Genomic DNA, 23,754 nt, shown 5'->3' with positions numbered 1-23,754 from the left:
GTAACCTCCTGTTTTTATATTGCATAATATAAAGTGTACAGCTTAACAGGAGGTGATAGAATGGGATGAAATATAGAATTAATGGAGGAAATAAGTTAAATGGAGAAATACGGATAGGCGGTGCTAAAAATTCTGTATTGCCAATACTTGCAGCTACATTATTAAACAAAGGAACAAGTGTTTTACATGATTGCCCAAAATTAAAGGATGTATTTTCTATGATTGAAATCTTAAAGCACTTAGGCTGTGCTGTAGAGTTTAGTGGTTCTGACATAATTGTTGATTCTAGTGGTGTTATAGATTACCACATACCTGATAAGCTTATGAGGACAATGAGATCATCGATATTTTTAATGGGTGCGCTTGTATCTAGGAACAATATAGCGCAGATAAGCTTTCCAGGTGGATGTGATATAGGGCATAGACCAATAGATTTACACCTTAAAAGTCTTAGAAAACTTGGCATAAATATAAAAGAGTCGTTTGGCTATATACACTGTAAATGTACTAAAATAAAAGGATGTGAAATACACCTTGATATTCCAAGCGTTGGAGCAACAGAAAATATCATGCTAGCAGTATCTATGGCAGATGGAACAACTATTATAGGTAATGCTGCAAAAGAACCGGAAATAGAGGACCTTCAAAATTTTTTAAATTCAATGGGTGCTCAAATAACAGGTGCCGGTACAAATACAATAATAATAAAAGGTGTTAAAGAACTTCATGATACAGAATATACAATAATACCAGATAGGATTGTTGCTGGAACATATCTCATAGCATCAGCAATTACAAAAGGAGATGTGGTTCTCACAAATGTTGTAAAAAAACATATTGAATCACTTATTTCAAAGATGAGTGAAAGTGGATTTAAAATAGTTACTGGAAATGATTTTATTAGAATAGAACCATGCGTAAGGCCAAGGGCAGTTGATATGATAATAACTTTACCATATCCAGGCTTCCCGACAGATTTACAAGCTCAGATGGTATCGCTTCTTTCTACAGCTGATGGTACCTCAATAGTAACAGAGACCATATTTGATAATAGATTTAAGTATACTGAGGAACTTGTTCGTATGGGAGCGGATATAAAAGTAGATGGACGCATTGCGGTTATAAAAGGTGTAGAAAATTTGACAGGTACATCGGTTGTAGCAAGAGACTTAAGAGGAGGTGCTGCACTAGTTTTGGCGGGTCTTGGTGCAATTGGAACTACAATAGTTGAGGATATTGAACATATTGATAGGGGATATGATAAATTTGATGAGAACCTAAAAAATCTTGGGGCAGATATCGAAAGAATTATGTAAAACAGCGTAGGCTGTTTTACATTTGAGTATAATTTGTACAAGCAGTGAGGTGATAAAAATGCCTGAAGAAAAAACGGTTAATATGAAAAAGAGATTTGGAGTAGCAATTTTTATAATATTACTGTTATCATTTATATTATATTTAATATTATTTCAGTTGCCTATATTTAAATTAGAAAATATAGATGTTGTTGGTAATAAATATCTGACATCTAGTGATATCGTCAGTTTGTCAGGTCTTACTAAAGGTATTAGTATATTTAAAGTAAATAAGTCTAATGTAGTAAATCTTATAAAAAAGAATCCATATATAAAGGAAGTAAATGTTAGCGTTGTGTATCCTTCTAAAGTTGTAGTTAAAATCGATGAGAGGAAAATTGTGGCACAGATATATAACAATAATAAATATATATTTGTCGATACTGAAGGTGTAGCAGTGGATACAGGAGGGTACAATAAAAATCTGCCTATTATAAATGGTTTAAATTTAACAAAATATGAGATAGGTAAAAAAATCAATGAAATATATGAAAATAATGACATGGCAAAACTTTTAATGTTAATATATAATAAAAATATGTATAAAAGTATTGTTGTAAATAAGGAAAATATAATACTAGAAACCAAAACTGGAATTAACATTGTATTAGATAATGTTGATAACCTTGATTATTCTCTTAAGTTCTCAGAACTTATATTAAAAGATTTAGAAAAGAAAGGATATTATAGTGGTAAAGTACAAATTGAAAGAAATGGCAATCCGATTTATACACCATAGGAAATGGAGGAAATGTTGTGAAAAATAATGTAATTATATCTATAGCTTTTGTATGTTTGGTGCTTGGAATAATGTTTTCTACTCAATTTAGAACTGTAAAAAATGGTGGGAATGTGAATATTCAAAGAGCTGAAGAACTCACGAATAAATTAAATGAAGTCCAAAAAGAAAGAGACGGATTAAAAAAACAAATCAACGAACTTGAGTCAAAGGTTTCAAAATATGAAGAATCGGCATCTAAAACTAGTGCTGTTACAAAGTCACTAAAGGATGAACTTGATAAATATAAAGAATTAGCAGGCCTTTCAGATGTTGAAGGTCCCGGCGTAATAGTAACAATAAATGATAGTGATAAACAGCTTCAGCCGGGTCAGGATCAGAATGCTTTTCTTGTCCATGATGAAGACCTATTAAAAGTCGTGAATGAATTAAGAGCAGCTGGTGCTGAGGCGATATCTTTAAACGATCAAAGACTTATATCTACGTCGGAAATTAGGTGCGTTGGCCCAACAGTTAACGTCAATTCTGTTAGATATGCAGCACCATATGTTATTAGGGCTATTGGTAACCCCGAAACGCTTGATGCAGCTTTAAAACTCAAAGGCGGTGTAGTTGATACATTGTCAAATTGGGGTATACAAATAAGTATCAAAAGGTCTGATAAAGTGCTTGTTAAAAAATACGATGGCGTTATATCATTTAAATATGCTAAGCCTTATACTGAGGGAGGAAATAAATAATGGTTTTGATAATATTTTTAAGCTTACTTTTAGGATTAGCGGTTGGCTTCTTTTTACCAATCAATTTGCCTCCTACTTATACTTCTTATTTATCAGTTGCCATCTTAGCTGCACTAGATTCTGTCTTTGGCGGAATACGTGCCGGCCTTGAACATAAATTTAATAATGCTATATTTATTTCAGGATTTTTTGGAAATGCGATACTTGCAGCTGTCCTTGCATATATTGGTGACGTACTTGGTGTTCCTATTTATTTAGCGGCAATATTTGCATTTGGTGGTAGGCTTTTTACCAATTTTGCTTATATTAGGAGATATATTTTAGATAATTTAACAAAAAAGCAATAATCTCCGAGGGGAGGAGAATTAATTGAGTGATATCATAACAGGAATTGATATTGGCACATCAAAAGTATGTACTATTATTGGTCAGTGTGACAAAAATGGAGAGCTTAGAATAATAGGAATAGGTTTTTATCCATGCAATGGAATGAAAAAAGGTGTTGTAGTAGATATTGAAACAACTGCATTTTCTATAAAAAAATCCATTGAGCAGGCAGAGAGGATGGCTAATCAAAAGGTCACATCGGTTTATATTAAGATACCAGGAGGACTTACAGACATATACAGAAATAAAGGAATTGTGGCGGTAACAAGAGATGACAAAGAAATAACAAAGCAAGACGTTGAAAGGGTTTTACAAGCAGCTAAAATAATGGCAATCCCCTCTGATAAACAAATAATTGAGTTAATCCCTGTTGAATACATAGTTGACGGTTATGGTGAAATAAGGGATCCAGTTGGCATGGCAGGTATAAGACTTGAAGTTGATGCTGCTATTGTAACAGGAAGCCTCACGGCAGTACAGAATATGGAAAAGTGTATTAAAAAGGCCGGAATTGATGTATCAGGAATAATAGTAGAGCCTTTGGCGACTGCTGAAGCCGTAATGACCAGGGATGAAAGGGAATTAGGTGCGGCACTTATAGACATTGGGGCTGGAATAACTGATATTTCTGTTTTTAATTCAGGGAATCTTGTATATTCTGCATTGATACCGGTTGGTGGTAACCATATAACTAATGATTTATCAATTGGATTAAAGATTTCTTATGAAGAAGCCGAGAATATAAAGAAGAAGTATGGTTCTGTAATAAAATTGAATGACGAAAATGACGAAGTAATTAAGATATCCAATATAGCAAATCGCAGTTCCCAAGATATAAGATTAAATGATATAATAGATATTATAGAAGCAAGAGTGAGTGAAATTTTGACTATTTCATATGAGCAATTAAAAAAATCTGAGACGTTTGACTTAATTTCGACTAATATAGTAATAACAGGAGGAGGAATAGCATTTATTAAAGGAAGTATCGACTTAGCGAAAAATATATTTGACAAAAATGTTAGATTAGGTGTACCAGATGTTATTGGTGTATCGACTCCGGTATATTCTGCAGGTGTAGGTATCGTAAGATATGTTTATGCAAATCGTAAATACCTGTATGGTAAACAAAATGAACAGTCGAAAGAAAAAAACAAGAAAAAAAACGGGATATTTTTAAGAATAAAAGAGTTATTTAATGATTTTTGGGTATAAGGAGGGTTTCACATGATAGGAATAGAAACTGATATGGAGCAATTTGCAAATATCAAGGTAATCGGCGTAGGTGGTGGTGGAGGAAACGCTGTCAATAGAATGATTGATGCGGGGCTTAAAGGTGTTGAATTTGTTGCAATTAATACAGATAAACAAGCATTATATATGTCAAAAGCAGAAACCAAAATACAAATAGGTGATAAATTAACTAAGGGATTGGGTGCAGGGGCGAATCCTGAAATTGGCAAGAAAGCGGCAGAAGAGACCAAGGATGAAATTGAAAAGATTATAAGTGGTGCAGACATGGTTTTTATTACGGCTGGTATGGGAGGCGGAACTGGTACTGGTGCCGCACCTGTTGTTGCGGAGATTACAAAAGAACTTGGAATCTTGACTGTTGGTGTTGTTACAAAACCTTTTACATTTGAAGGTAGAAAAAGAATGGCACATGCTGAAATGGGAATCAGTGATTTAAAAAAACATGTTGATGCACTCGTAACTATCCCTAATGATAGACTTTTACAAGTAGCTGAAAAGAAAACATCAATGCTGGATGCATTTAAAATAGCTGATGATGTGTTAAGGCAAGGTGTACAAGGTATATCGGATTTAATTGCTGTTCCTGGTCTTGTAAATGTCGATTTCGCTGATGTGAAGACTATCATGATGGAAACAGGTCTTGCACATATGGGTATTGGTATTGCATCAGGTGAAAATAAGGCAACAGAAGCGGCAAAACAGGCTGTACAAAGTCCTCTCTTAGAGACATCAATAGAAGGAGCAAGAGGAATTCTCTTAAATATTGCTGGTGGATCTAATCTAAGTATATTTGAAGTAAATGAGGCCGCAAATTACATATATGAAACAGCAGATCCTGATGCTAATATTATTTTTGGTGCTGTTATTGATGAAAGTTTAGAAGACCAAATAAGAATAACAGTAATTGCTACTGGGTTTGAGAAAAAAGATGTTGAAAGTAAAAAAACTAAGATTGGTAGAAGTGATAAGCAACAAAACGAAATAAAAGAAATGAGTGAAAACATAAAAATAGACAATGACGACCTTGATATTCCGACTTTTTTAAGGAGAGGTAAAAAACAATAAAAAACGTAATAAACATAAAAAACACACCTTTTTTGATAATTTAATATGAGGTGTGTTTTTTTATGTTTAAATAATTACAATAAGCACCAAAAAAATATATAAACCAATAAAAAAATTATGTGATAAGCTATAGATAAATACCATAATATAACATTTTTATTGATAATTTTTTATTATAATATGAATAAAGATTTATCATATGAATATATTTTAGTTAGGTGGATCATTATGCATTGGGGCTGGTCAAGTTGTATGTTGATGTTATATTTTTAGAAAATTTGATTATAAACTATATTATTTTATATTTAACAAAGAGATTTTCAAAAGCAAAGACACGAAATTTAAATTTATTTTTTGGGTCATTCATAGGTGCTTTATATGTTGTTATGATTTTTTTATCTTTACCTGATATATTTTATTCATTTTCATTTAAAATAATTATATCAATTTTGATAATAATTATTACATTTGGAATTAAAAAATTATATGAATTTATAAAACTTCTAAGTATTTTTTATATGATTTCATTTATAATAGGAGGTGTGGCATTTGCTTTAATATATCTTGTTAATTTCAATTTTAAGCAAATAATTATTGGATCTATAATTATATCTATTCTTTTAATTTATATAAATTGGGGTTATATAGTAAAGAAAAACATCAACAGTAATCTTATTCATGTTCTACACATAAATATAAAAGATTTAAAAAAAGATATAAAGGCTGTACTTGATACAGGTAATACATTATATGACCCTTTATCAAATTTTCCCGTTGTTATTGTGGAATATAATGCAATAAAAGATATATTACCAGAAGGAATCAAAAATTTATATAAAGAAGGTAATCTAAATGATGTATTTAAAATACCAGAGGTCATAAAAGAGGATGAATGGTTAGAGAGATTTAGGGTAGTTCCATTTAAATCAGTAGGAAATGATAACGGAATGCTTGTCGGTTTTATGCCAGATAATGTAATTATAGATGATAATGAAAAAACATTAAAAGACGTTATTATAGGTATCTATTTAAAAAGGCTCAATAAAACAGGGGAGTATGAGGCACTGATAGGGCCAGAACTACTTGTATAGTGGAGGAGTTTAAAATGAAGCTCAAAACAAAATTAAAAATTTCTATGCAATTAATTATCATCAAGATTCTTGAAAAACTTAATCTTAGAGAATCAATATTTTATGTTGGCGGTAGTGAGGCATTGCCACCACCGCTATCTAGCGAAGAAGAGCTATATCTTATATCAAAAATGGAAGATGGTGATAATGTCGCAAAGTCAATGCTTATAGAAAGAAATTTAAGGCTTGTTGTATATATTGCAAAGAAATTTGAAAATACTGGTGTTGGAATAGAAGACCTAATATCTATTGGAACAATTGGACTTATTAAAGCTATTAATACTTTTAATCCACATAAGAAGATTAAACTTGCAACATATGCATCAAGATGCATTGAAAATGAAATATTAATGTATTTAAGAAGAAATAATAAAACTCGCATGGAAATATCATTTGATGAACCTTTAAATATTGATTGGGATGGAAATGAACTTTTGCTTTCAGATATACTTGGCACTGACAATGAATTGGTGTATAAAATGATAGAAGATGAGGTTGACAAACAATTACTTTCATCAGCAATAAAAAAGCTATCTGATAGAGAGAAAAGAATAATAGGCTTGAGGTTCGGTCTTGGTGGTGGCTCAGAGAAGACACAAAAGGAAGTAGCAGATATGCTTGGCATATCTCAATCCTATATTTCAAGGCTTGAAAAAAGAATTTTAAAGAGATTAAAAAAAGAAATAAATAGACTTGTATAAAATTGAATAAAATTTATCCCGCAGGTAATACTTTAAAATAAGCAATACATTTGGAGGAAAGGCGTATGAACAACAAAGTAGAAATCTGCGGTGTTAATACATCAAAACTGCCAGTTTTAAAAGGTGCTAAACAAAAAGAGCTTTTAATAAAAATGAAAAATGGCGATAAAAATGCAAGAGAAGAATTTATCAATGGAAATTTGAGACTTGTATTAAGCGTGATTCAGAGATTCAATAATCGCGGTGAATATGTAGATGATTTGTTTCAGGTAGGCTGTATTGGCTTAATAAAAGCTATAGATAATTTCGATCTCAATCAAAATGTGAAGTTTTCAACATATGCGGTTCCAATGATTATAGGTGAAATAAGACGTTATTTAAGAGATAATAATTCCATAAGAGTAAGTAGATCATTAAGAGATGTTGCATATAAAGCACTACAAGTTAGAGATAAATTGATAAACGAAAAATCAAAGGAGCCAACGGTTGGTGATATAGCAAAGGAATTAAATATACCAAGAGAAGAAGTAGTTTTTGCACTTGATGCAATCCAAGATCCGGTTTCATTATTTGAGCCAATATATCACGATGGCGGTGATGCGATATATGTCATGGATCAGATTGGGGACGATAAAAACGTTGATGAGGTATGGCTCGAACAGATTGCATTAAAAGAAGCAATTAGAAAGTTAAATGATAGAGAAAAAATGATTCTAACAATGAGGTTTTTTGAAGGAAAAACACAAATGGAAGTAGCGAAAGAAATAGGAATTTCTCAAGCTCAAGTATCAAGACTTGAAAAATCGGCATTAACACATATGAGAAAATTTATATAACTTGCCATCAATGGCAAGTTATTTTTTATATAAAGAGTTGTACTCAACACATACATTGATGTATTGAAGTGGGTGAATTATTAGGCTATATATTACATATATTATTATCCATATGGAAACATGTATTTCAATTGTTTTATTCTCACAAGGATGTAATCTAAACAAATTTTTTTCATATATTATAATATAAAAAAGGTTTAAGGGGGATTTTATAATGTTTAAAACATCAGAATTAATGGATAAGGATATTATAGATATAAATACAGGTAAAAAGCTTGGCAATATGATAGACATTGAGGTTAACCTTGGCGAAGGGAAAATAGAAGGTTTTATTTTGCCAGGTGAAGGAAAAGGATTTAGACTCTTCAGTAAAGATATAGAAATATTTATACCATGGAAAGCAGTCAAAAAAATAGGTTCAGATGTTATTTTAGTAAATGTAGATGAAAATGTAACACATGTTTGACTATTTATATTAAGTTTATTATAATTTTATTAGTAAATGATATGTGGAGGTTGTAAAATGAAATGCCCCTTTTGCGGCTTTTTGGATTCAAAGGTAATTGACTCACGTCCTACTGATGATTCAACATCAATAAGACGGCGAAGGGAATGTATAAAGTGTGGAAAGAGATTTACAACATATGAAAAAGTTGAACAAGTGCCGATACTTGTCATAAAGAAGGATTTAAGTAGAGAAACCTATGATAGAGATAAAGTTTTAAAGGGGATGATTAAAGCCTGTGAAAAAAGGCCTGTTCCAATTAAAAAGTTAGAAGAAATTGCTGACGAAATAGAAAGAGAAATTTATAATTCATATGAAAAGGAAATCACATCGACAGAAATTGGCGAAATGGTTATGGAAAAATTAAAAAATGTTGATGAAGTTGCATACGTGAGATTTGCTTCTGTTTATAGACAATTTAAAGACATAAATACCTTTATGGACGAACTAAAAAAGTTGTTAAACGATAATGAGAAAAAATAAATATTTAAAATGTGTACATGCTCTATGATATGGGAGGTGCAATAATGTCACAAACAATACTCGTTATTGAAGATGAAGCACATATACTCGAACTCTTAAGGTATAATCTTGAGGCGCAAGGATATAATGTAATTTTAACCGATAATGGAAAAGATGGGATTGAAAAATGTGTAGAAAATACTCCAGACCTTGTGCTTTTGGATTTGATGTTGCCGGATATAGACGGCCTCGATGTTTGTAAAAATATTAAAAGAAATGAACAGCTCAAAAATATACCTATAATAATGTTAACTGCTAAAAGTGAAGAATTTGATAAAGTACTTGGATTGGAACTTGGTGCAGATGATTACATTACAAAACCCTTTAGTATAAGGGAATTATTGGCAAGAATTAAAGTTGTCTTAAGAAGATCTAAAAATGACAAAGATGTTGACGAAATAATAAAATTTGGAGATATATTGATAGATACAGAGAAGCATATCGTATATAAAAGCGGTGAAATCCTTGACCTCACTTTAAAAGAATTTGAGCTTCTAAAATTATTATCACAAAATATCGGGAAAGTGCTTACAAGGGATTATTTACTCGATAAAGTGTGGGGATATGAATACGCAGGCGAGACCAGAACCGTTGATGTTCATATAAGACACCTAAGAAAAAAGATAGAAGATGATGATAAATCACCAATCTACATTGAAACTGTTAGGGGAATCGGGTATAAACTAAGAGATAAAGGTGAAAGCAATGCTTAAAAAACTTTACTACAGCTATTTTCTATTAAGTTTTCTAGGTGTTCTAATATCTTCAGTATTTTTCATCGGGTATGTATCAAACTTGAGATTTTTATTGGCAATACTCCATGGCTTATTGATAAGTAATATCTTCGGATATAGATTTGTTAAAAGCATAGTAAGTCCAATAAATGAAATTACAGATGTTGCAAAAGAAATAACTAAGGGTAATTATGAACATAGGATAGAAATAAAATCCATTGATGAAATCGGGCAACTATCGTCAGCAATAAATATAATGTCAGAAAGGCTTAGGGAAACGATAGATGAACTTTACGATAGAAATGCTAAACTTGAAGCAATATTAAAAAGTATAATAAATGGTGTCATAGCTTTTGACGATAATGAAAAAATACTTTTAATAAATGATTCAGCAAGAGCAATTTTAGATATTAAGGAAAATGATATTATAGGAAAACACATCCTCGATGTAGTGAGAAACACAAAATTTCACGATATATTAGAAAATATCATAAAGAATAAAGAATACACCATCAAAAATCTTGAACTAAACACATATAACAAATCTCTTAAAATATATTCAAGTCCTATTATTCATCAGGTTACCCAGAAAAAACTAGGCTTTGTTGTAATAATAAATGATATCACTGAGGTTAGAAAACTTGAAAAAATAAGAAGTGATTTTGTTGCAAATGTTTCACATGAACTTAGAACCCCTTTGACATCTATAAGAGGTTTTGTAGAAACACTGAGGGAAGGCGCAATTGATAATGTACAAGCTCGTGATAAATTTCTTGAAATAATAGAATTTGAAACAGAAAGGTTAACTAGACTAATAAACGATATATTGACACTTTCGGAAATAGAGAATTTAAAAGAAGGATTTGCAACAGAGAATATTATAATTGATAAAGAGATTGAAGAAATATTTTATATCATGGAGAAATCTGCAAATGATAAAAAGATAAAGCTTATAAAAGACTTAAACTGCGATGGGTTAAAAATTAATACAAATAGAGACAGGCTTAGGCAGATGATAATAAATCTTATCGACAATGGGATAAAATATACTCAAGAAGGTGGCTATGTCAAAGTTTCGACTATAGATTCATACGATGAAATAATAATAACTGTTGAAGACAGTGGAATAGGTATTTCTAAAGAGAATATTCCAAGACTATTTGAAAGATTTTATAGAATTGATAAAGGAAGGTCGAGAAAACTTGGCGGAACAGGACTTGGCCTTGCGATAGTAAAACATATAGTAGAATCTATGAAGGGGAATATTACAGTTGAAAGTGAAGTCGGCAGAGGGACAAAATTTACCATTAATCTTCCCAAAAGCTAAAATTATCTATGTATTTAACATGATTTTAACATTCTCTTAATAGTCCCTTTACAATAGATTGTTAAAATATACTTGTACAGAAAAGAAAATATTTTGGAGGTGCTTTTATGTTAAAAAGCAGAACAGTAAAACTTTTATTAGCGGTATTGATGATTGTCAGCGTATTCGCTTTTTCTGCATGTGGTTCAAAATCAAATAATGCAGATAACAGTACAGCAACAAATCAATCATCAGATACAAACAATTCAAGCAGTCAGGATGTTTCAGGTACTGCAACGGCCGTTGGTTCAACAGCATTACAGCCATTAGTTGAACAAGCAGCAACATTATTTAATCAAAAATATCCTAAAGCAACTATTAATGTACAAGGCGGTGGAAGTGGTACGGGTTTAACACAAGTATCACAAGGTGCAGCCGATATAGGAAATTCAGATATATTTGCAGAAGAAAAATCAGGCATTGATGCTAAAGCATTGGTAGACCATCAGGTAGCAGTTGTAGGATTTGCAGTTGTTGCAAATAAAGATGTAACTGTTGATAGTCTAACACAACAGCAACTAGTTGATATATTCACAGGTAAAATAAAGAATTGGAAAGACGTTGGAGGTCAAGACGAACCAATAGTAGTTATAAATAGACCAACAAGCTCAGGTACTAGAGCTACATTTAAGAAAATAGTATTAGGCGGTAAAGATGAAGTACAAGGTATAGCACTAACAGAAGATGCATCAGGTACAGTTAGAAAGACAGTTGCTGAAAAGAAAGGTGCAATAAGCTATCTTGCATTCTCATATGTAGATGACTCAGTAAAAGCATTAAAATATAACGGTGTTGAACCTACAAAAGAAAATGTAATATCAGGTAAGTATCCTATCGCATCATATGAACATATGTATACAAAAGGTGAACCAACTGGTGTGGTAAAAGCATTCTTAGATTTCATGATGTCAGATGAAGTTCAAAAAGGACCAGCAGCTAAACTCGGATTTATCAACATAAATGAAATGCAAGTGAAACTTAAATAAAAAATACAAAAGAATAATTTTTACTAAGAGCTGGTATTTATACCGGCTCTTATATTTAGGAGAGAAACATATGAGGAAGCTAATTATATCCAATTTAAAAATTAAAACAAAAGTATTACTTCTTTTTTCTATTCTTATATTAATATCAATAACAATTGTAGGCTATACTACATATACAATTACTAAAAATTATATAGTTAATGATATTGAACACAGCTTATTAAGTTCTACAAAAATAATGATAAATCAGATATCACTTCTTGTAGGAGCATATAATTCAAGAGAATTTGGCTCAAAATTGCAATATGTTGTTGAAAGCGAAAAAGCAGATTATGATATTAGAGGTCTTGAACCTCAGATTTATATATTTGATAAACAATTTTATTCGATAAAATGGCAGGATGGAAGTCTTGCTAAGGAAAAAAACAATAAAATTGATAATTCCTTAATAGCAAAAATGTTTACAAGAAATAATGGTTTAATTCATACTAAATTAAACAATAAAAATGTTTTAATTAGTTATAAATATATTATAGAAAAGGATTGGCTTTATGTTATTATAGTTAGTGAAGATGCTTATTTAAAACCTGTTGCCCGAATTAGATATGTAACTATATTTACAGGTATTTTATCATTAATTCTCGCATTTTTGTTGTCTATGATAGGTACTAAAGGAATAACAGAACCACTTATAAGACTACAAAAAATATTGAGTAATATATCAACAGGTGACTTAAGGACAATATCTGATATAAAAGCGGGCAGCCCGGAAATAATTGACATTTCAAATAGCGTAAATAATATGGTTACAAACCTAAGAGATATTATTATAAAAATTAATAGAATAATTAACGGTTTAAATACTTATAGTGAAGATTTTAAAAATGTTTCCGCAATTTCAATAGCTAAAACAAAAGAGATATTTGCTCATATAAAAGAGATATCAACTGGGTCTGAGAAACAAAAAGTTACAATTGATGAAACAACAAACAATATACTTAAAATAAAATCTGTAGCCAATTCAATGATATCAAATATAGAGAAAACCGTAAGTTCGGCAAAAGTCATGAACGATACTGCACTTACAGGATTACAGGCGATAGAAAATGTGACTGAAAATATGAAGGCAATTAATTTAAGCGTTGAAGACACATATAATTTATTTAAAAGACTAGTCTATAATTCAAAAAAAATAAATGACATTGTTGATCTTATTAAAAATATATCTAAACAAACACATCTACTGTCTTTGAATGCCGCTATTGAAGCTGCAAGAGCTGATGAATATGGAAAGGGCTTTAGTGTTGTAGCTGATGAAATAAGAAAGTTATCAAATGATTCTGAGAATGCGATTGGACAAGCATCAGGCCTATTATCAGAGATATTGAATGAAATAAATGGTGCTAATATAAGAATAGAAAAAGAAAAGGATGCTGTAACAAGGGGCTTATTAATAAGTGAAAAAGCAGAAGACAATTTTAAAGATATTTATAAGAACATAAAAATTACAAAAGAAAATATATTCGAATTAGAAGACCAAATAAAAAAAGTTATAGGACATATTGACAAAATAATGTCTGAAGCATTAATAGTAAAGGAAATATCAACAAGTTTTAACCAAAGCACAAGTGATGTTGAAAAAAATGTCGATGAAGAATATGAAACGATTATTAACCTTGAAAGAACTACAAAAGATTTGATAGAGTATGCCGAATTACTAAATGAGGTTGTAAAAAAGTTTGAAGTATGAAATTAAAATAATTTAACATAAATTTAACATAAATTTAACATTAACTTAATGAACATTATATTTTAAATTGTTATCATAATTAGAGTGTTGTTAAAACTTAATAGTGGGGGATATCATATGTCAGGAAATTTTGATAAAAGGCGGAAATTATTTAATAATATCGGGATGTTGTATGCTTTTATATGTGCTTTTTTATTAGTTGTTATTACAATATCTATATTTTATTTTGTAGCATCGAAAGGTTTATCGACATTTTTTATTGACAAGAAGTCTATAAAAGAATTTCTATTTGGTACTTTATGGAAACCTGATAGAGCAAATGACCAAGGAGGACCTGCGATAGGTTCATTGCAATTTATACTCGGTTCAGTTTTTGTATCAGTTTTTGCTATTTTAATAAGCACACCATTAAGTATTTCATCTGCAATATTTATGGTAGAGATAGCTAAAAAATTTGGTAAAAGCTTTTTGCAACCTGCTATGGAAATATTTGTTGGAATTCCATCTGTTGTTTACGGTTGGATTGGATTATCTGTTTTAGTACCATTTATAAGTAAACATTTTGGCGGACTTGGATTTAGTTTATTAGCTGGTATCCTTGTATTAACTATTATGGTTCTTCCAACTATAACAAGCGTTAGTTCGGATGCAATAAAAGCTTTACCGTGGGATATAAGAGAAGCATCATATGCACTTGGCGCAACAAGATGGCAGACTATAAGAAAAGTAGTTTTACCTGCTGCAAGATCAGGTATTTTGACTGCTGTTGTATTAGGGCTTGCCCGTGCTTTTGGTGAAGCTTTAGCAGTTCAAATGGTTATAGGAAATAGACCAGCACTTCCTTTATCATTCCTTCAGCCAATGTCGACAATAACGTCTATAATAACTATGGATATGGCAAATACCGTTACTGGTTCTACCTGGAATAATGCATTATGGTCTTTAGCATTGCTATTACTATTAATATCATTAGGCTTTATAATTATAATAAGACTTGTGGGCAGGAGGAGTATGTATAAATGAAATCAAGAGTTTATGATAAAATTGCTACAATATATTTTTATTTAATAGCAATAATTTTAATTTTATTTCTTTTAGCATTAATTGGTTACATTCTGTATCAAGGCAGAAGCGAATTAAATCTTCATTTTATATTAACACCGCCAAAATTCATGGAAAAAGGTGGAGGTATAGCACCACAGATATTTAATTCACTTTTGCTTTTAATAGTAACATTAATTATTTCTGTTCCTATTGGTATTGGAGCGGGTATATATATGTCAGAGTATGCGAGACCAGGAAAGATTACTGAAATAATTAGATTATCGACAGAGACACTTTCTTCACTGCCTTCAATAGTTGTTGGTCTTTTTGGATTACTTATTTTTGTGAACATGCTGCACTGGGGGTATTCATTAATTTCAGGTGCATTGGCACTTACGGTTTTGAATTTGCCTGTAATGGCTAGAGTAAGCGAAGATGCTATAAGGAGTGTTTCAAGATCATTGAAAGAAGCAAGTTTTGCACTTGGTTCTACAAAATGGCAAACAATAACAAAAGTGCTGATGCCATCGGCTTTACCAGGCCTTATAACAGGTGTCATTTTAACATCTGGAAGAATATTTGGCGAGGCTGCTGCATTACTTTATACAGCTGGAATGAGTACACCTGTTTTAAATTTTAATGTTATAAATCCTGTTAATCCGGCATCACCATTTTATCCGTTTAGGCCTGCAGAGACCCTTGCAGTTTATATATGGAAGGTTAATAGTGAAGGTCTTGCACCAGACGCAAGGCAGATTGCTGATGGATCTGCAGCTATTCTCCTTATCATAGTACTGGTTTTCAATCTTTTATCGCGTTGGTTAGGAAATGCTTTATACAATAGGATGACAGGTGGAAAATAATGTGGTATAATTTTTTATATATAGAAAGGGGAAACCTAGTTCATGAAAAAGATCGAAGTTAAAGGTCTTGATTTGTTTTATGGTGAAATGCAGGCACTTAAAAATATAAACATAGATATTGAAGAAAATAGTGTTATGGCTCTTATCGGTCCATCTGGATGTGGAAAATCAACATTTATAAGAACTTTAAATAGAATGAATGACCTTATAGATGGTGTAACAATAAAGGGCACTGTAATGCTTGATAATCAAGATATATATAAAGATGTAGATGTTATAGAATTAAGGAAACGCGTAGGTATGGTATTTCAAAAACCAAATCCGTTTCCGATGACAGTTTATGACAATATAGCTTATGGACCACGTATTCATGGACAAAAAAATAAAAAAATATTAAATGAAATAGTTGAAAAAAGTTTAAAAGATGCTGCATTATGGGATGAAGTTAAGGATAGACTAAATAATTCTGCACTTGGTTTATCTGGTGGTCAGCAGCAGAGATTGTGTATAGCAAGAACACTTGCAATTGAACCAGAAGTAATTTTAATGGATGAACCTACATCCGCACTTGATCCTATTTCGACTATGAAAATAGAAGAACTAATTGATCAATTAAAGAATAAATATACTATAGTTATAGTAACGCATAATATGCAGCAAGCAGGAAGAGTTTCTGATTTTACATCATTTTTTTTAAATGGTGAGATTGTAGAAACAGGAAGAACAGAAGATATATTCTATAATCCTAGGGATAAAAGAACAGAGGATTATATAACTGGAAGATTCGGTTAAGGAGGTGTGAATATGAACAGGACACATTTTGAAAAAGAGTTAGAAGATTTACATTATGACATACTCAAAATGGGCGGTCTTGTGGAAGAAGCTATTGGGAATTCTATTTTATCATTGACAAATCATGACACGGAATTAGCACAAAATGTAATTGATAAAGATGATATAATTGATGAAAAAGAAGTCGAGATTGACAATAGATGCTCAAGAATTATTGTAACACAACAACCATTAGCAAAAGACTTAAGAATTGTATTGACTGGTTTAAAAATCGATACAGACTTGGAAAGAATGGCTGATCATGCAGTAGATATTGCAAAGACTACACTTAGAATAGCTGATCAAACATATATTAAACCTCTTATAGATATACCGAGAATGAGTGATGTTGTAAGAGAAATGGTTAAGCTTTCACTTGATTCATATGTTAATCAAGATGTAGAATTAGCAAAAACCATAAAACAGAAAGATGACATCGTTGATGGATTGTATAAGCAAATATTTAGAGAATTAATGACATATATGATAGAAGATCCAAAGAATATAAATCAGGCCGCACAATTTTTGTTTGTTGCGCGTTATCTTGAGAGAATTGCAGACCATGCAACAAATATTTGTGAATGGGTTATTTATCTAGATAATGGACAGCATATTGATTTAAATGAATGAATAGTAAATTTAAAAAACACCTTTATAGGTGTTTTTTTTGTATACTTTTTAAAAAAACTGCAAAAGCTATTTCTCGAAGAGGTGATAGATATGCCGCTGAGTTATATAATTTTATCAATAACTGGCTTATTTATATTATTTGGATTTGCACATAGAGTCCTTGACAGAATGAAGATGACAGATACATGGGCATTGATTATAATTATAGGAATGATTGTAGGTACATTTCTGCCTTCGATACCGCTCGGAAGAAACGTTTCTATAAATATAGGTGGTGCTATAATACCAGCAGCTGTCGCAATTTACTTATTCATTAAAGCTGAAAGTAGTCGCGAAAGATTCAATGGGATAATAGCATCTATATTGGCTGGAGCAGCTGTGTTTCTAGCAGGAAGGCTTTTGCCGAGCGAACCAGAAGCAATGTTTATTGAACCAAATTATATTTATGGGATAGTCAGTGGATTAATTGCATATCTATTTGGAAGGTCAAGGAGATGTGCTTTTATTGCAGGTGTTATGGGGGTAATTTTGAGTGATATTGTGCAAGGCGTAATAAATATAGCTACTGCAAGGCCTGGGACAGTATCAATTGGTGGCGCAGGAGCAGTTGATACTGTAGTTATTTCAATGATAATTGCTGTACTTTTGTCAGAGGTCCTTGGCGAAACAAGAGAAAAATTACAGGGTGGAACAGCAAAAAAGGATACGGAACCACATCTGACAAGCAGCTTATTAAATGAAGAAGATGTAAAAAACATAAAAGAAAAATCCCGCAAAAAGGATAGTGATAAAGATGAAGAACAATAAAATACTTATAATAGCTCTACTTTTTATATTATTAACATTAATACCAATAAAATATAATTATGCGGATGATTGGAGCGGGAAAAAAGGCGGTTACTATACTGTATATGAAAATAACACAGATAAGATATTATTTCGAATATCTTGGGATTTGAATGTGAATGACCAATATCTTTCACATGATAATAAAATGTATAAAATCATAAAAGTTGATAAGAAGAACGATAAAGCTTATGCAAAATATATTGAAACGATAAAGTTACCTAATATTGATATAGATAAAGTATCACAAGTAATGGCCCAGAAAACAGGTGAAAGGCGAATTGCAATGTACTCAACGCATAGCGATGAGTCATATATACCAACAGATGGTTCATCAAGTATATACGGTCATGGTGGTATATATCATGTTGATTCATCTTTAAGCAAAGCATTAGAGGGTAAAGGAATTAAAACTATAGTAGATAGAACTTTATACTTACCACATGATGCAATGGCATACAGGAGGTCAAGGGTTGGAGCAATAAAGTTACTTAAAAATGATAGACCTGATGTATTACTTGATGTCCACAGGGACGCAGCACCATATCAAGATTATATAAGAAAAATAGCTGGAACAAATGCTACAGGTGTAAGGTTAGTGCTTGGTAGGACAAATGCAAATATGAAAGTAAACCAAGACTTGGCATTTAGAATAAAAGCAATAGCAGATAAGCAATACCCTAACCTTGTTAAAGATATTTTTTATGGTAGTGGTGATTACAATCAGGATTTAACGCCAAATTCATTACTGCTAGAATTTGGTACAGATACGCATACGAGACAAAGGGCGGAAGAATCTGCTAAATTTATGGCTGATGTTCTTACAAAAGCTGTATACGGGTCTGATGAGAAAAAACAAGTTGGTTATTTAACAAATACACAAAAATCTACACCATCACAAAATAGAGCCTCTGGAAGAGGAATATGGATTCTTATAGGCATCGCTGTATTTTCCATTGCAGGATTTATGTTTTTAAGTACTGGCGGAAGAGAGCTGATTTATAAGTTTAAAAACGGTACAAAAAAGGAATTTACCAGTTTTTTGGGCCGTTTTAAGAAAGATAAAAAGTAAATTATATTGATACAGAAAACCAATATTTAGGTATACTGTAGGGCTTGATTTAACAAGCCTATTAATTTATGAGGTGAATTGAAATTTGAAGATTATTTATTATAGCTATTATGGGTGCTATTCATCTGTAATAGCCGCATACATACATACGGAATTGATAAAAGATTATATTAAATGGGATGAATTTTTAAGCATTCCAGAGATTTTAAAAATAGATTATGGAGAAATGAAATATATCGGCATAGATGAAAATTACAGCGAAATTTATACAATGGGTATGAAAAACTTTAGCGATAATATTAAGAAAACCCTTGAAGGAATAAGAAAAGTTTTTAACCTTGAATATGAAAAATTAATCTTTATAGATACAAATAAATTGGAGCCAAGATATCTTAAACTTTTTTTGACATTGGAACGAACATCTATATTAAAAAATGTTATTGATTATTTGCTATATATTTTATTAAATAAAAGGTTTTATAAAATAAAAGATTTTGTTGTTTTAAATAAGAAAAATTTAATAAGTCAAACCACCTTTTATGATAAGAAATAAATAAACTTATTATTTAGTGTTTTATATAGACAATTACAAATTATATGAAATAAAAATATAAATTATTTAAGAGGGAATTATGATTGTAGCGTACATATGTTATGGTAGTGCACATTCTTCTATAGTAGCAGCATCTATTCATGTAGGTTTGCTTCAAAATGATAGGATTCCATCATATGAAGAAATTATATCTTTACCACATTATGATACAACAGATGGGAATCAGATCGGAATACCCTTTTATATGGGAATTGATGAATTTGACAATGATGTATATGCAATAGGTGCTAAAAACGGAAGAAAAATAATGATTAGGGCGGTTTATAGCTTTCTTAGAGAATCAGGTATAGATAAAGACGAAATAATGTTTGTAGATGCATTACCTGCGATAGGGATAATGACAAAAATTGGAGGTATGACATCTCGAAAATTTAGAATAGTTTCCGTTGGTAGGCCATTTACAGTTTATGGGATTTTAAGAAAATATAAAAATTTCATAGACCTCGTAAATAATGTAAAATCAAAGTTAAAAGAGCTTGACTAAGTTCTCCTATTAATTCATAATATTAGTGGATATTTTATAGGAGGAAAATAAATGGCTGAACACATAATAAAGGATGTTAAAAAAAATAGTATTGCTAAAGAGCTTGGTATAAAAAAAGGCGATATTTTGATATCTGTTAACGGTAATGAAATAACTGATTTGATTGATTATAAATATCAGATTTCTGGTGACTTTATCAATATTTTAATAAGGAAAGATAATGGTGAAGAATACCTTTATGATATAGAAAAGAATTACGATGAAGATTTGGGACTTATATTTGAAACAGGTATAATAGATAAGTTAAAGCGTTGTAGAAATAAATGCGTATTTTGTTTTATTGATCAATTGCCCGACAAAGTTAGAAATTCTTTGGTTTTTAAGGATGATGATTATCGTCTTTCATTTTTACAAGGTAATTTTGTAACATTGACAAATTTAAATGATGAGGATTTTTTAAGAATTATCAAATATAGGATGTCACCTATTTATATATCAGTACATGCGACAGATGATGAAGTCAGAAAAAAAATAATGCAAAATCCTCATGCTTCAGGAATATTTGATAAGCTTAAAAAGTTAACTGAGAATGGAATTGAAGTACACTGTCAGATAGTATTATGTCCTGGTCTTAATGATGGAGAAATATTAGATAAGACAATAAGCGATCTGTCAAAATTATACCCTGGAGTAAAGTCTGCTGCAGCAGTGCCAGTAGGTCTTACAGACCATAGAGAAGGTCTTTATAAATTGAAACCATATGATGCGATTAGTGCCGATAGTATAGTTAAGCAAGTTAGTAAATGGCAGAATAAGTTAAAGAAAGAATTAGGATCATCCTTTATCTTTCTTGCGGATGAATTTTATGTATTAGCAAATAAGGCAATACCTGATTATAGCCATTATGAAGGATTTCCACAGATTGAGAATGGTGTAGGGCTAATGGCTAAGTTTAAAAAGCAGTTTGACGATTATTTTAAAAAAATTAATAATATAAGTAAAAATAATAATAATTATTGTGTTGTAACAGGTGTTTCTGCATATAAATTTATTAGAGAATTTGCAAATAGGTTAAATGACATAGGAATAAATATAAATGTGATACCTATAATTAATGATTTTTTTGGTCATAAAATAACAGTCGCTGGTCTTATCACTGGTCGTGATATAATAAATCAAATAAAAGAAAAAATAAATGATGAAATATTAGTTATCCCGGATTGCATGTTAAGAGAAGGTACAAATGTTTTTCTTGATGATACAACAGTTGAGGACCTTGAAGATGAACTAAAAACTAAAGTTATTGTATCTCCAGTAGATGGTGAAGAGTTTATACGAAAGATAATTGGAAGGTGATGGTATGGTATATCCAATGGTTGGAATTGTAGGTAGGCCAAACGTAGGAAAATCAACTCTATTTAATAAAATATCAGGTCAGAGGATTTCGATAGTAGAAGATAAACCTGGTGTTACGAGAGATAGAATATATGTAAATACCGAATGGCTTGGAAAGAAGTTTGTTTTAGTTGATACAGGCGGATTAGAACCGAACTCTGATGATGAATTTTTTTCAAAAATACGCATGCAGGTAGAAACAGCTTTAAAAACTGTTGATTTAATACTGTTTGTAATAGATGCAAAAGCAGGTTTAAATCCAACGGATGAGGACATTGCAAATATGCTGCGCAGATCTCGAAAAAAAGTTATACTTGTTTTAAATAAAGTAGACAATTTTAAAGAAATGCCAAATTCATATTATGATTCAATGCGTTTGGGATTTGGAGAACCTATAGCTATTTCCGCGTCAAATGGACTTGGCATAGGAGACCTTCTTGACAAAGTAATAAAAAACATACCCGAATACATTGAAGATTATGATGAAGATACAATTAAGATATCATTTATAGGTAGACCTAATGTGGGTAAATCATCTCTTGTAAATAAGATTGTTGGTGAAGAAAGGGTCATTGTAAGCGACATTCCTGGAACAACAAGGGATGCGATAGATACTTATTTTGAAAAAGATGATAAAAAATATGTTATTATAGACACGGCGGGTATGAGAAAAAAGGGTAAGATAACCGATCAAATTGAGCGCTATAGTGTTATTAGAGCATTAGCAGCGATAGATAAATCTGATATATGTATACTTGTAATTGATGCAACAGAAGGTCCTACAGAACAAGATACAAAAATAGTTGGATACGCTTATGAAAACAAAAAAGCCTTGATAATTGCCGTTAATAAATGGGATTTGATAGAAAAAAGCAATGAAACAGTAAATGAATATACAAAGCTTATAAAAGAAAAGTTTTCATTTATTGATTTTGTTCCTATAATTTTTATTTCTGCCAAAACAGGGCAAAGATTAAACAAGTTATTTGAGGAAATAAATGACATATGGGAAGAATATAATAAAAGAATCGCAACAGGAATTTTAAATGATGTTATTAATGAGGCTTTACTTATTAATCCGCCACCGGCAGATAAGGGAAGACCATTGAAAGTGTATTATATCACACAATATGGTATAAAACCACCGTCATTTGCCGTATTTGTTAATGATCCTGAGATAATGCATTTTTCATATATGAGGTTTTTAGAAAATACCATAAGAGAAAATTTTGGCTTTAGAGGTGTACCTATAAAAATGGAAGTTAGAAAAAAAGGTGAGAAATGAAGGAGGTGACAAAATGTTGAAAATATTTGTTGCTCTTTTATTAGCATATTTAATCGGCTGTATAAATAATGCGTATATATTTACAAAATACATTAAAAAAACAGATATAAGAAAATTTGGTAGCGGAAATGCAGGAGCTACAAATGTCCTTAGGGTTTTAGGCATAAAAGCAGCTTTGCCGGTTTTTGCTTTTGATGTTTTAAAAGGTGTCATAGCAGGATTACTTGGTAGATTAATAGCAGGTGATATCGGTGGACTCGTAGCCGGAATTGCTGTTGTTTGTGGTCATAACTGGCCCATATTTTTAGGATTTAGAGGTGGAAAGGGCATCGCAACAAGCCTTGGTGTTATAATTGTCATTAATCCTATTATCGCTTTGTATTCTTTATTAATTGGCGTTATTATAATTACTATAAGCAAGTACGTATCACTTGGTTCAATGCTAGGATCGCTCTCATTTCTAGTATTAAATATTATATATTTTAAATCAGTTAATATGTTAATCTTTGCAATAATCCTGACAATACTTGCTATATTTCAACATAGATCGAATATAAAACGATTACTAAATGGTACGGAATCGAAATTAGGACAAAAAACGAAAGTTAAATAAAAGGGTGA

The 23,754-nt window shown here is 31.1% G+C and carries 26 protein-coding genes; all 26 read left to right on the top strand.

Annotation, left to right across the window (positions count from 1 at the left end; translation table 11 throughout):
• Positions 1-65 precede the first annotated feature (65 nt).
• The 26 genes from murA to plsY all read left to right on the top strand — a co-directional run bounded on the left by murA (position 66) and on the right by plsY (position 23,746).
• Positions 66-1,316: a UDP-N-acetylglucosamine 1-carboxyvinyltransferase gene (gene murA / locus CPG45_RS01100; protein ID WP_096230240.1), complete on the top strand. Its 1,251-nt coding sequence runs from the start codon at positions 66-68 to the stop codon at positions 1,314-1,316.
• 58 nt (positions 1,317-1,374) lie between these two features.
• Positions 1,375-2,094 carry a cell division protein FtsQ/DivIB gene (locus tag CPG45_RS01095; protein ID WP_096230239.1) on the top strand — a complete coding sequence of 240 codons (720 nt, stop codon included), beginning with the start codon at positions 1,375-1,377 and terminating at the stop codon, positions 2,092-2,094.
• A 17-nt stretch (positions 2,095-2,111) separates the two neighbouring features.
• Positions 2,112-2,834, top strand: coding sequence for a DUF881 domain-containing protein (locus tag CPG45_RS01090; RefSeq protein ID WP_096230238.1), 723 nt, complete (start codon positions 2,112-2,114; stop codon positions 2,832-2,834).
• Positions 2,834-3,181, top strand: a complete 348-nt coding sequence (locus tag CPG45_RS01085) for a small basic family protein (RefSeq protein ID WP_096230237.1) — start codon at positions 2,834-2,836, stop codon at positions 3,179-3,181. The genes CPG45_RS01090 and CPG45_RS01085 overlap by 1 nt, the downstream gene beginning before the upstream one ends.
• 22 nt (positions 3,182-3,203) lie before the next feature.
• Positions 3,204-4,436 (top strand): cell division protein FtsA, encoded by a 1,233-nt coding sequence (gene ftsA / locus CPG45_RS01080; protein WP_096230236.1) that lies wholly within the window; start codon positions 3,204-3,206, stop codon positions 4,434-4,436.
• 12 nt (positions 4,437-4,448) lie between these two features.
• Complete coding sequence (gene ftsZ / locus CPG45_RS01075) at positions 4,449-5,540, top strand: cell division protein FtsZ (RefSeq protein ID WP_096230235.1); 1,092 nt, start codon at positions 4,449-4,451, stop codon at positions 5,538-5,540.
• 233 nt (positions 5,541-5,773) lie between these two features.
• Complete coding sequence (gene spoIIGA, locus CPG45_RS01070) at positions 5,774-6,631, top strand: sigma-E processing peptidase SpoIIGA (protein WP_231968916.1); 858 nt, start codon at positions 5,774-5,776, stop codon at positions 6,629-6,631.
• Positions 6,632-6,645: 14 nt separating this feature from the next.
• Positions 6,646-7,371: an RNA polymerase sporulation sigma factor SigE gene (sigE, locus tag CPG45_RS01065; protein WP_096230234.1), complete on the top strand. Its 726-nt coding sequence runs from the start codon at positions 6,646-6,648 to the stop codon at positions 7,369-7,371.
• Positions 7,372-7,436: 65 nt separating this feature from the next.
• Positions 7,437-8,207 (top strand): RNA polymerase sporulation sigma factor SigG, encoded by a 771-nt coding sequence (sigG, locus tag CPG45_RS01060; protein ID WP_096230233.1) that lies wholly within the window; start codon positions 7,437-7,439, stop codon positions 8,205-8,207.
• A 214-nt stretch (positions 8,208-8,421) separates the two neighbouring features.
• Positions 8,422-8,673, top strand: a complete 252-nt coding sequence (locus CPG45_RS01055; RefSeq protein ID WP_096230232.1) for a YlmC/YmxH family sporulation protein — start codon at positions 8,422-8,424, stop codon at positions 8,671-8,673.
• A 57-nt stretch (positions 8,674-8,730) separates the two neighbouring features.
• Positions 8,731-9,195, top strand: a complete 465-nt coding sequence (nrdR, locus tag CPG45_RS01050) for a transcriptional regulator NrdR (RefSeq protein ID WP_096230231.1) — start codon at positions 8,731-8,733, stop codon at positions 9,193-9,195.
• A gap of 44 nt (positions 9,196-9,239) precedes the next feature.
• Positions 9,240-9,947, top strand: coding sequence for a response regulator (locus CPG45_RS01045; protein WP_096230230.1), 708 nt, complete (start codon positions 9,240-9,242; stop codon positions 9,945-9,947).
• A complete protein-coding gene (gene pnpS / locus CPG45_RS01040) occupies positions 9,940-11,295 on the top strand; it encodes a two-component system histidine kinase PnpS (RefSeq protein WP_096230229.1) in 1,356 nt (451 codons plus the stop codon). Before CPG45_RS01045 ends, pnpS begins: the two co-directional genes overlap by 8 nt.
• Before the next feature lie 107 nt (positions 11,296-11,402).
• A complete protein-coding gene (locus CPG45_RS01035) occupies positions 11,403-12,320 on the top strand; it encodes a phosphate ABC transporter substrate-binding protein (RefSeq protein ID WP_096230228.1) in 918 nt (305 codons plus the stop codon).
• Positions 12,321-12,390: 70 nt separating this feature from the next.
• Positions 12,391-14,070: a methyl-accepting chemotaxis protein gene (locus CPG45_RS01030; protein ID WP_096230227.1), complete on the top strand. Its 1,680-nt coding sequence runs from the start codon at positions 12,391-12,393 to the stop codon at positions 14,068-14,070.
• 117 nt (positions 14,071-14,187) lie between these two features.
• A complete protein-coding gene (gene pstC / locus CPG45_RS01025) occupies positions 14,188-15,093 on the top strand; it encodes a phosphate ABC transporter permease subunit PstC (protein WP_096230226.1) in 906 nt (301 codons plus the stop codon).
• Entirely contained in the window at positions 15,090-15,977 is an 888-nt protein-coding gene (pstA, locus tag CPG45_RS01020; RefSeq protein WP_096230225.1) for a phosphate ABC transporter permease PstA, read from the top strand. The genes pstC and pstA overlap by 4 nt, the downstream gene beginning before the upstream one ends.
• Before the next feature lie 42 nt (positions 15,978-16,019).
• Positions 16,020-16,769: a phosphate ABC transporter ATP-binding protein PstB gene (pstB, locus tag CPG45_RS01015; protein ID WP_096230224.1), complete on the top strand. Its 750-nt coding sequence runs from the start codon at positions 16,020-16,022 to the stop codon at positions 16,767-16,769.
• A gap of 12 nt (positions 16,770-16,781) precedes the next feature.
• Positions 16,782-17,438: a phosphate signaling complex protein PhoU gene (gene phoU / locus CPG45_RS01010; protein WP_096230223.1), complete on the top strand. Its 657-nt coding sequence runs from the start codon at positions 16,782-16,784 to the stop codon at positions 17,436-17,438.
• A gap of 90 nt (positions 17,439-17,528) precedes the next feature.
• On the top strand, positions 17,529-18,245 hold the full coding sequence (locus CPG45_RS01005; protein WP_096230222.1) for a DUF1614 domain-containing protein: 717 nt from the start codon (positions 17,529-17,531) through the stop codon (positions 18,243-18,245).
• Complete coding sequence (gene spoIIP / locus CPG45_RS01000) at positions 18,223-19,356, top strand: stage II sporulation protein P (RefSeq protein WP_172856447.1); 1,134 nt, start codon at positions 18,223-18,225, stop codon at positions 19,354-19,356. The genes CPG45_RS01005 and spoIIP overlap by 23 nt, the downstream gene beginning before the upstream one ends.
• Before the next feature lie 85 nt (positions 19,357-19,441).
• Positions 19,442-19,909: a DUF3189 family protein gene (locus CPG45_RS00995; RefSeq protein WP_096230221.1), complete on the top strand. Its 468-nt coding sequence runs from the start codon at positions 19,442-19,444 to the stop codon at positions 19,907-19,909.
• Positions 19,910-19,988: 79 nt separating this feature from the next.
• Entirely contained in the window at positions 19,989-20,453 is a 465-nt protein-coding gene (locus CPG45_RS00990) for a DUF3189 family protein (protein WP_096230220.1), read from the top strand.
• A gap of 51 nt (positions 20,454-20,504) precedes the next feature.
• Positions 20,505-21,809 carry a DUF512 domain-containing protein gene (locus CPG45_RS00985; RefSeq protein ID WP_096230219.1) on the top strand — a complete coding sequence of 435 codons (1,305 nt, stop codon included), beginning with the start codon at positions 20,505-20,507 and terminating at the stop codon, positions 21,807-21,809.
• Between the two features lie 4 nt (positions 21,810-21,813).
• The gene (gene der, locus CPG45_RS00980; RefSeq protein ID WP_096230218.1) at positions 21,814-23,133 is read left to right on the top strand and encodes a ribosome biogenesis GTPase Der; all 1,320 of its coding nucleotides are present in this window, start codon (positions 21,814-21,816) and stop codon (positions 23,131-23,133) included.
• A gap of 16 nt (positions 23,134-23,149) precedes the next feature.
• The gene (gene plsY / locus CPG45_RS00975) at positions 23,150-23,746 is read left to right on the top strand and encodes a glycerol-3-phosphate 1-O-acyltransferase PlsY (protein ID WP_502695811.1); all 597 of its coding nucleotides are present in this window, start codon (positions 23,150-23,152) and stop codon (positions 23,744-23,746) included.
• The last annotated feature ends 8 nt before the right edge of the window (positions 23,747-23,754 follow it).

It is taken from the genome of Thermoanaerobacterium sp. RBIITD (assembly GCF_900205865.1).
In the GTDB taxonomy this organism is placed as follows: Bacteria; Bacillota; Thermoanaerobacteria; order Thermoanaerobacterales; family Thermoanaerobacteraceae; genus Thermoanaerobacterium.
This window is presented reverse-complemented; position numbering and strand designations above follow the sequence as displayed.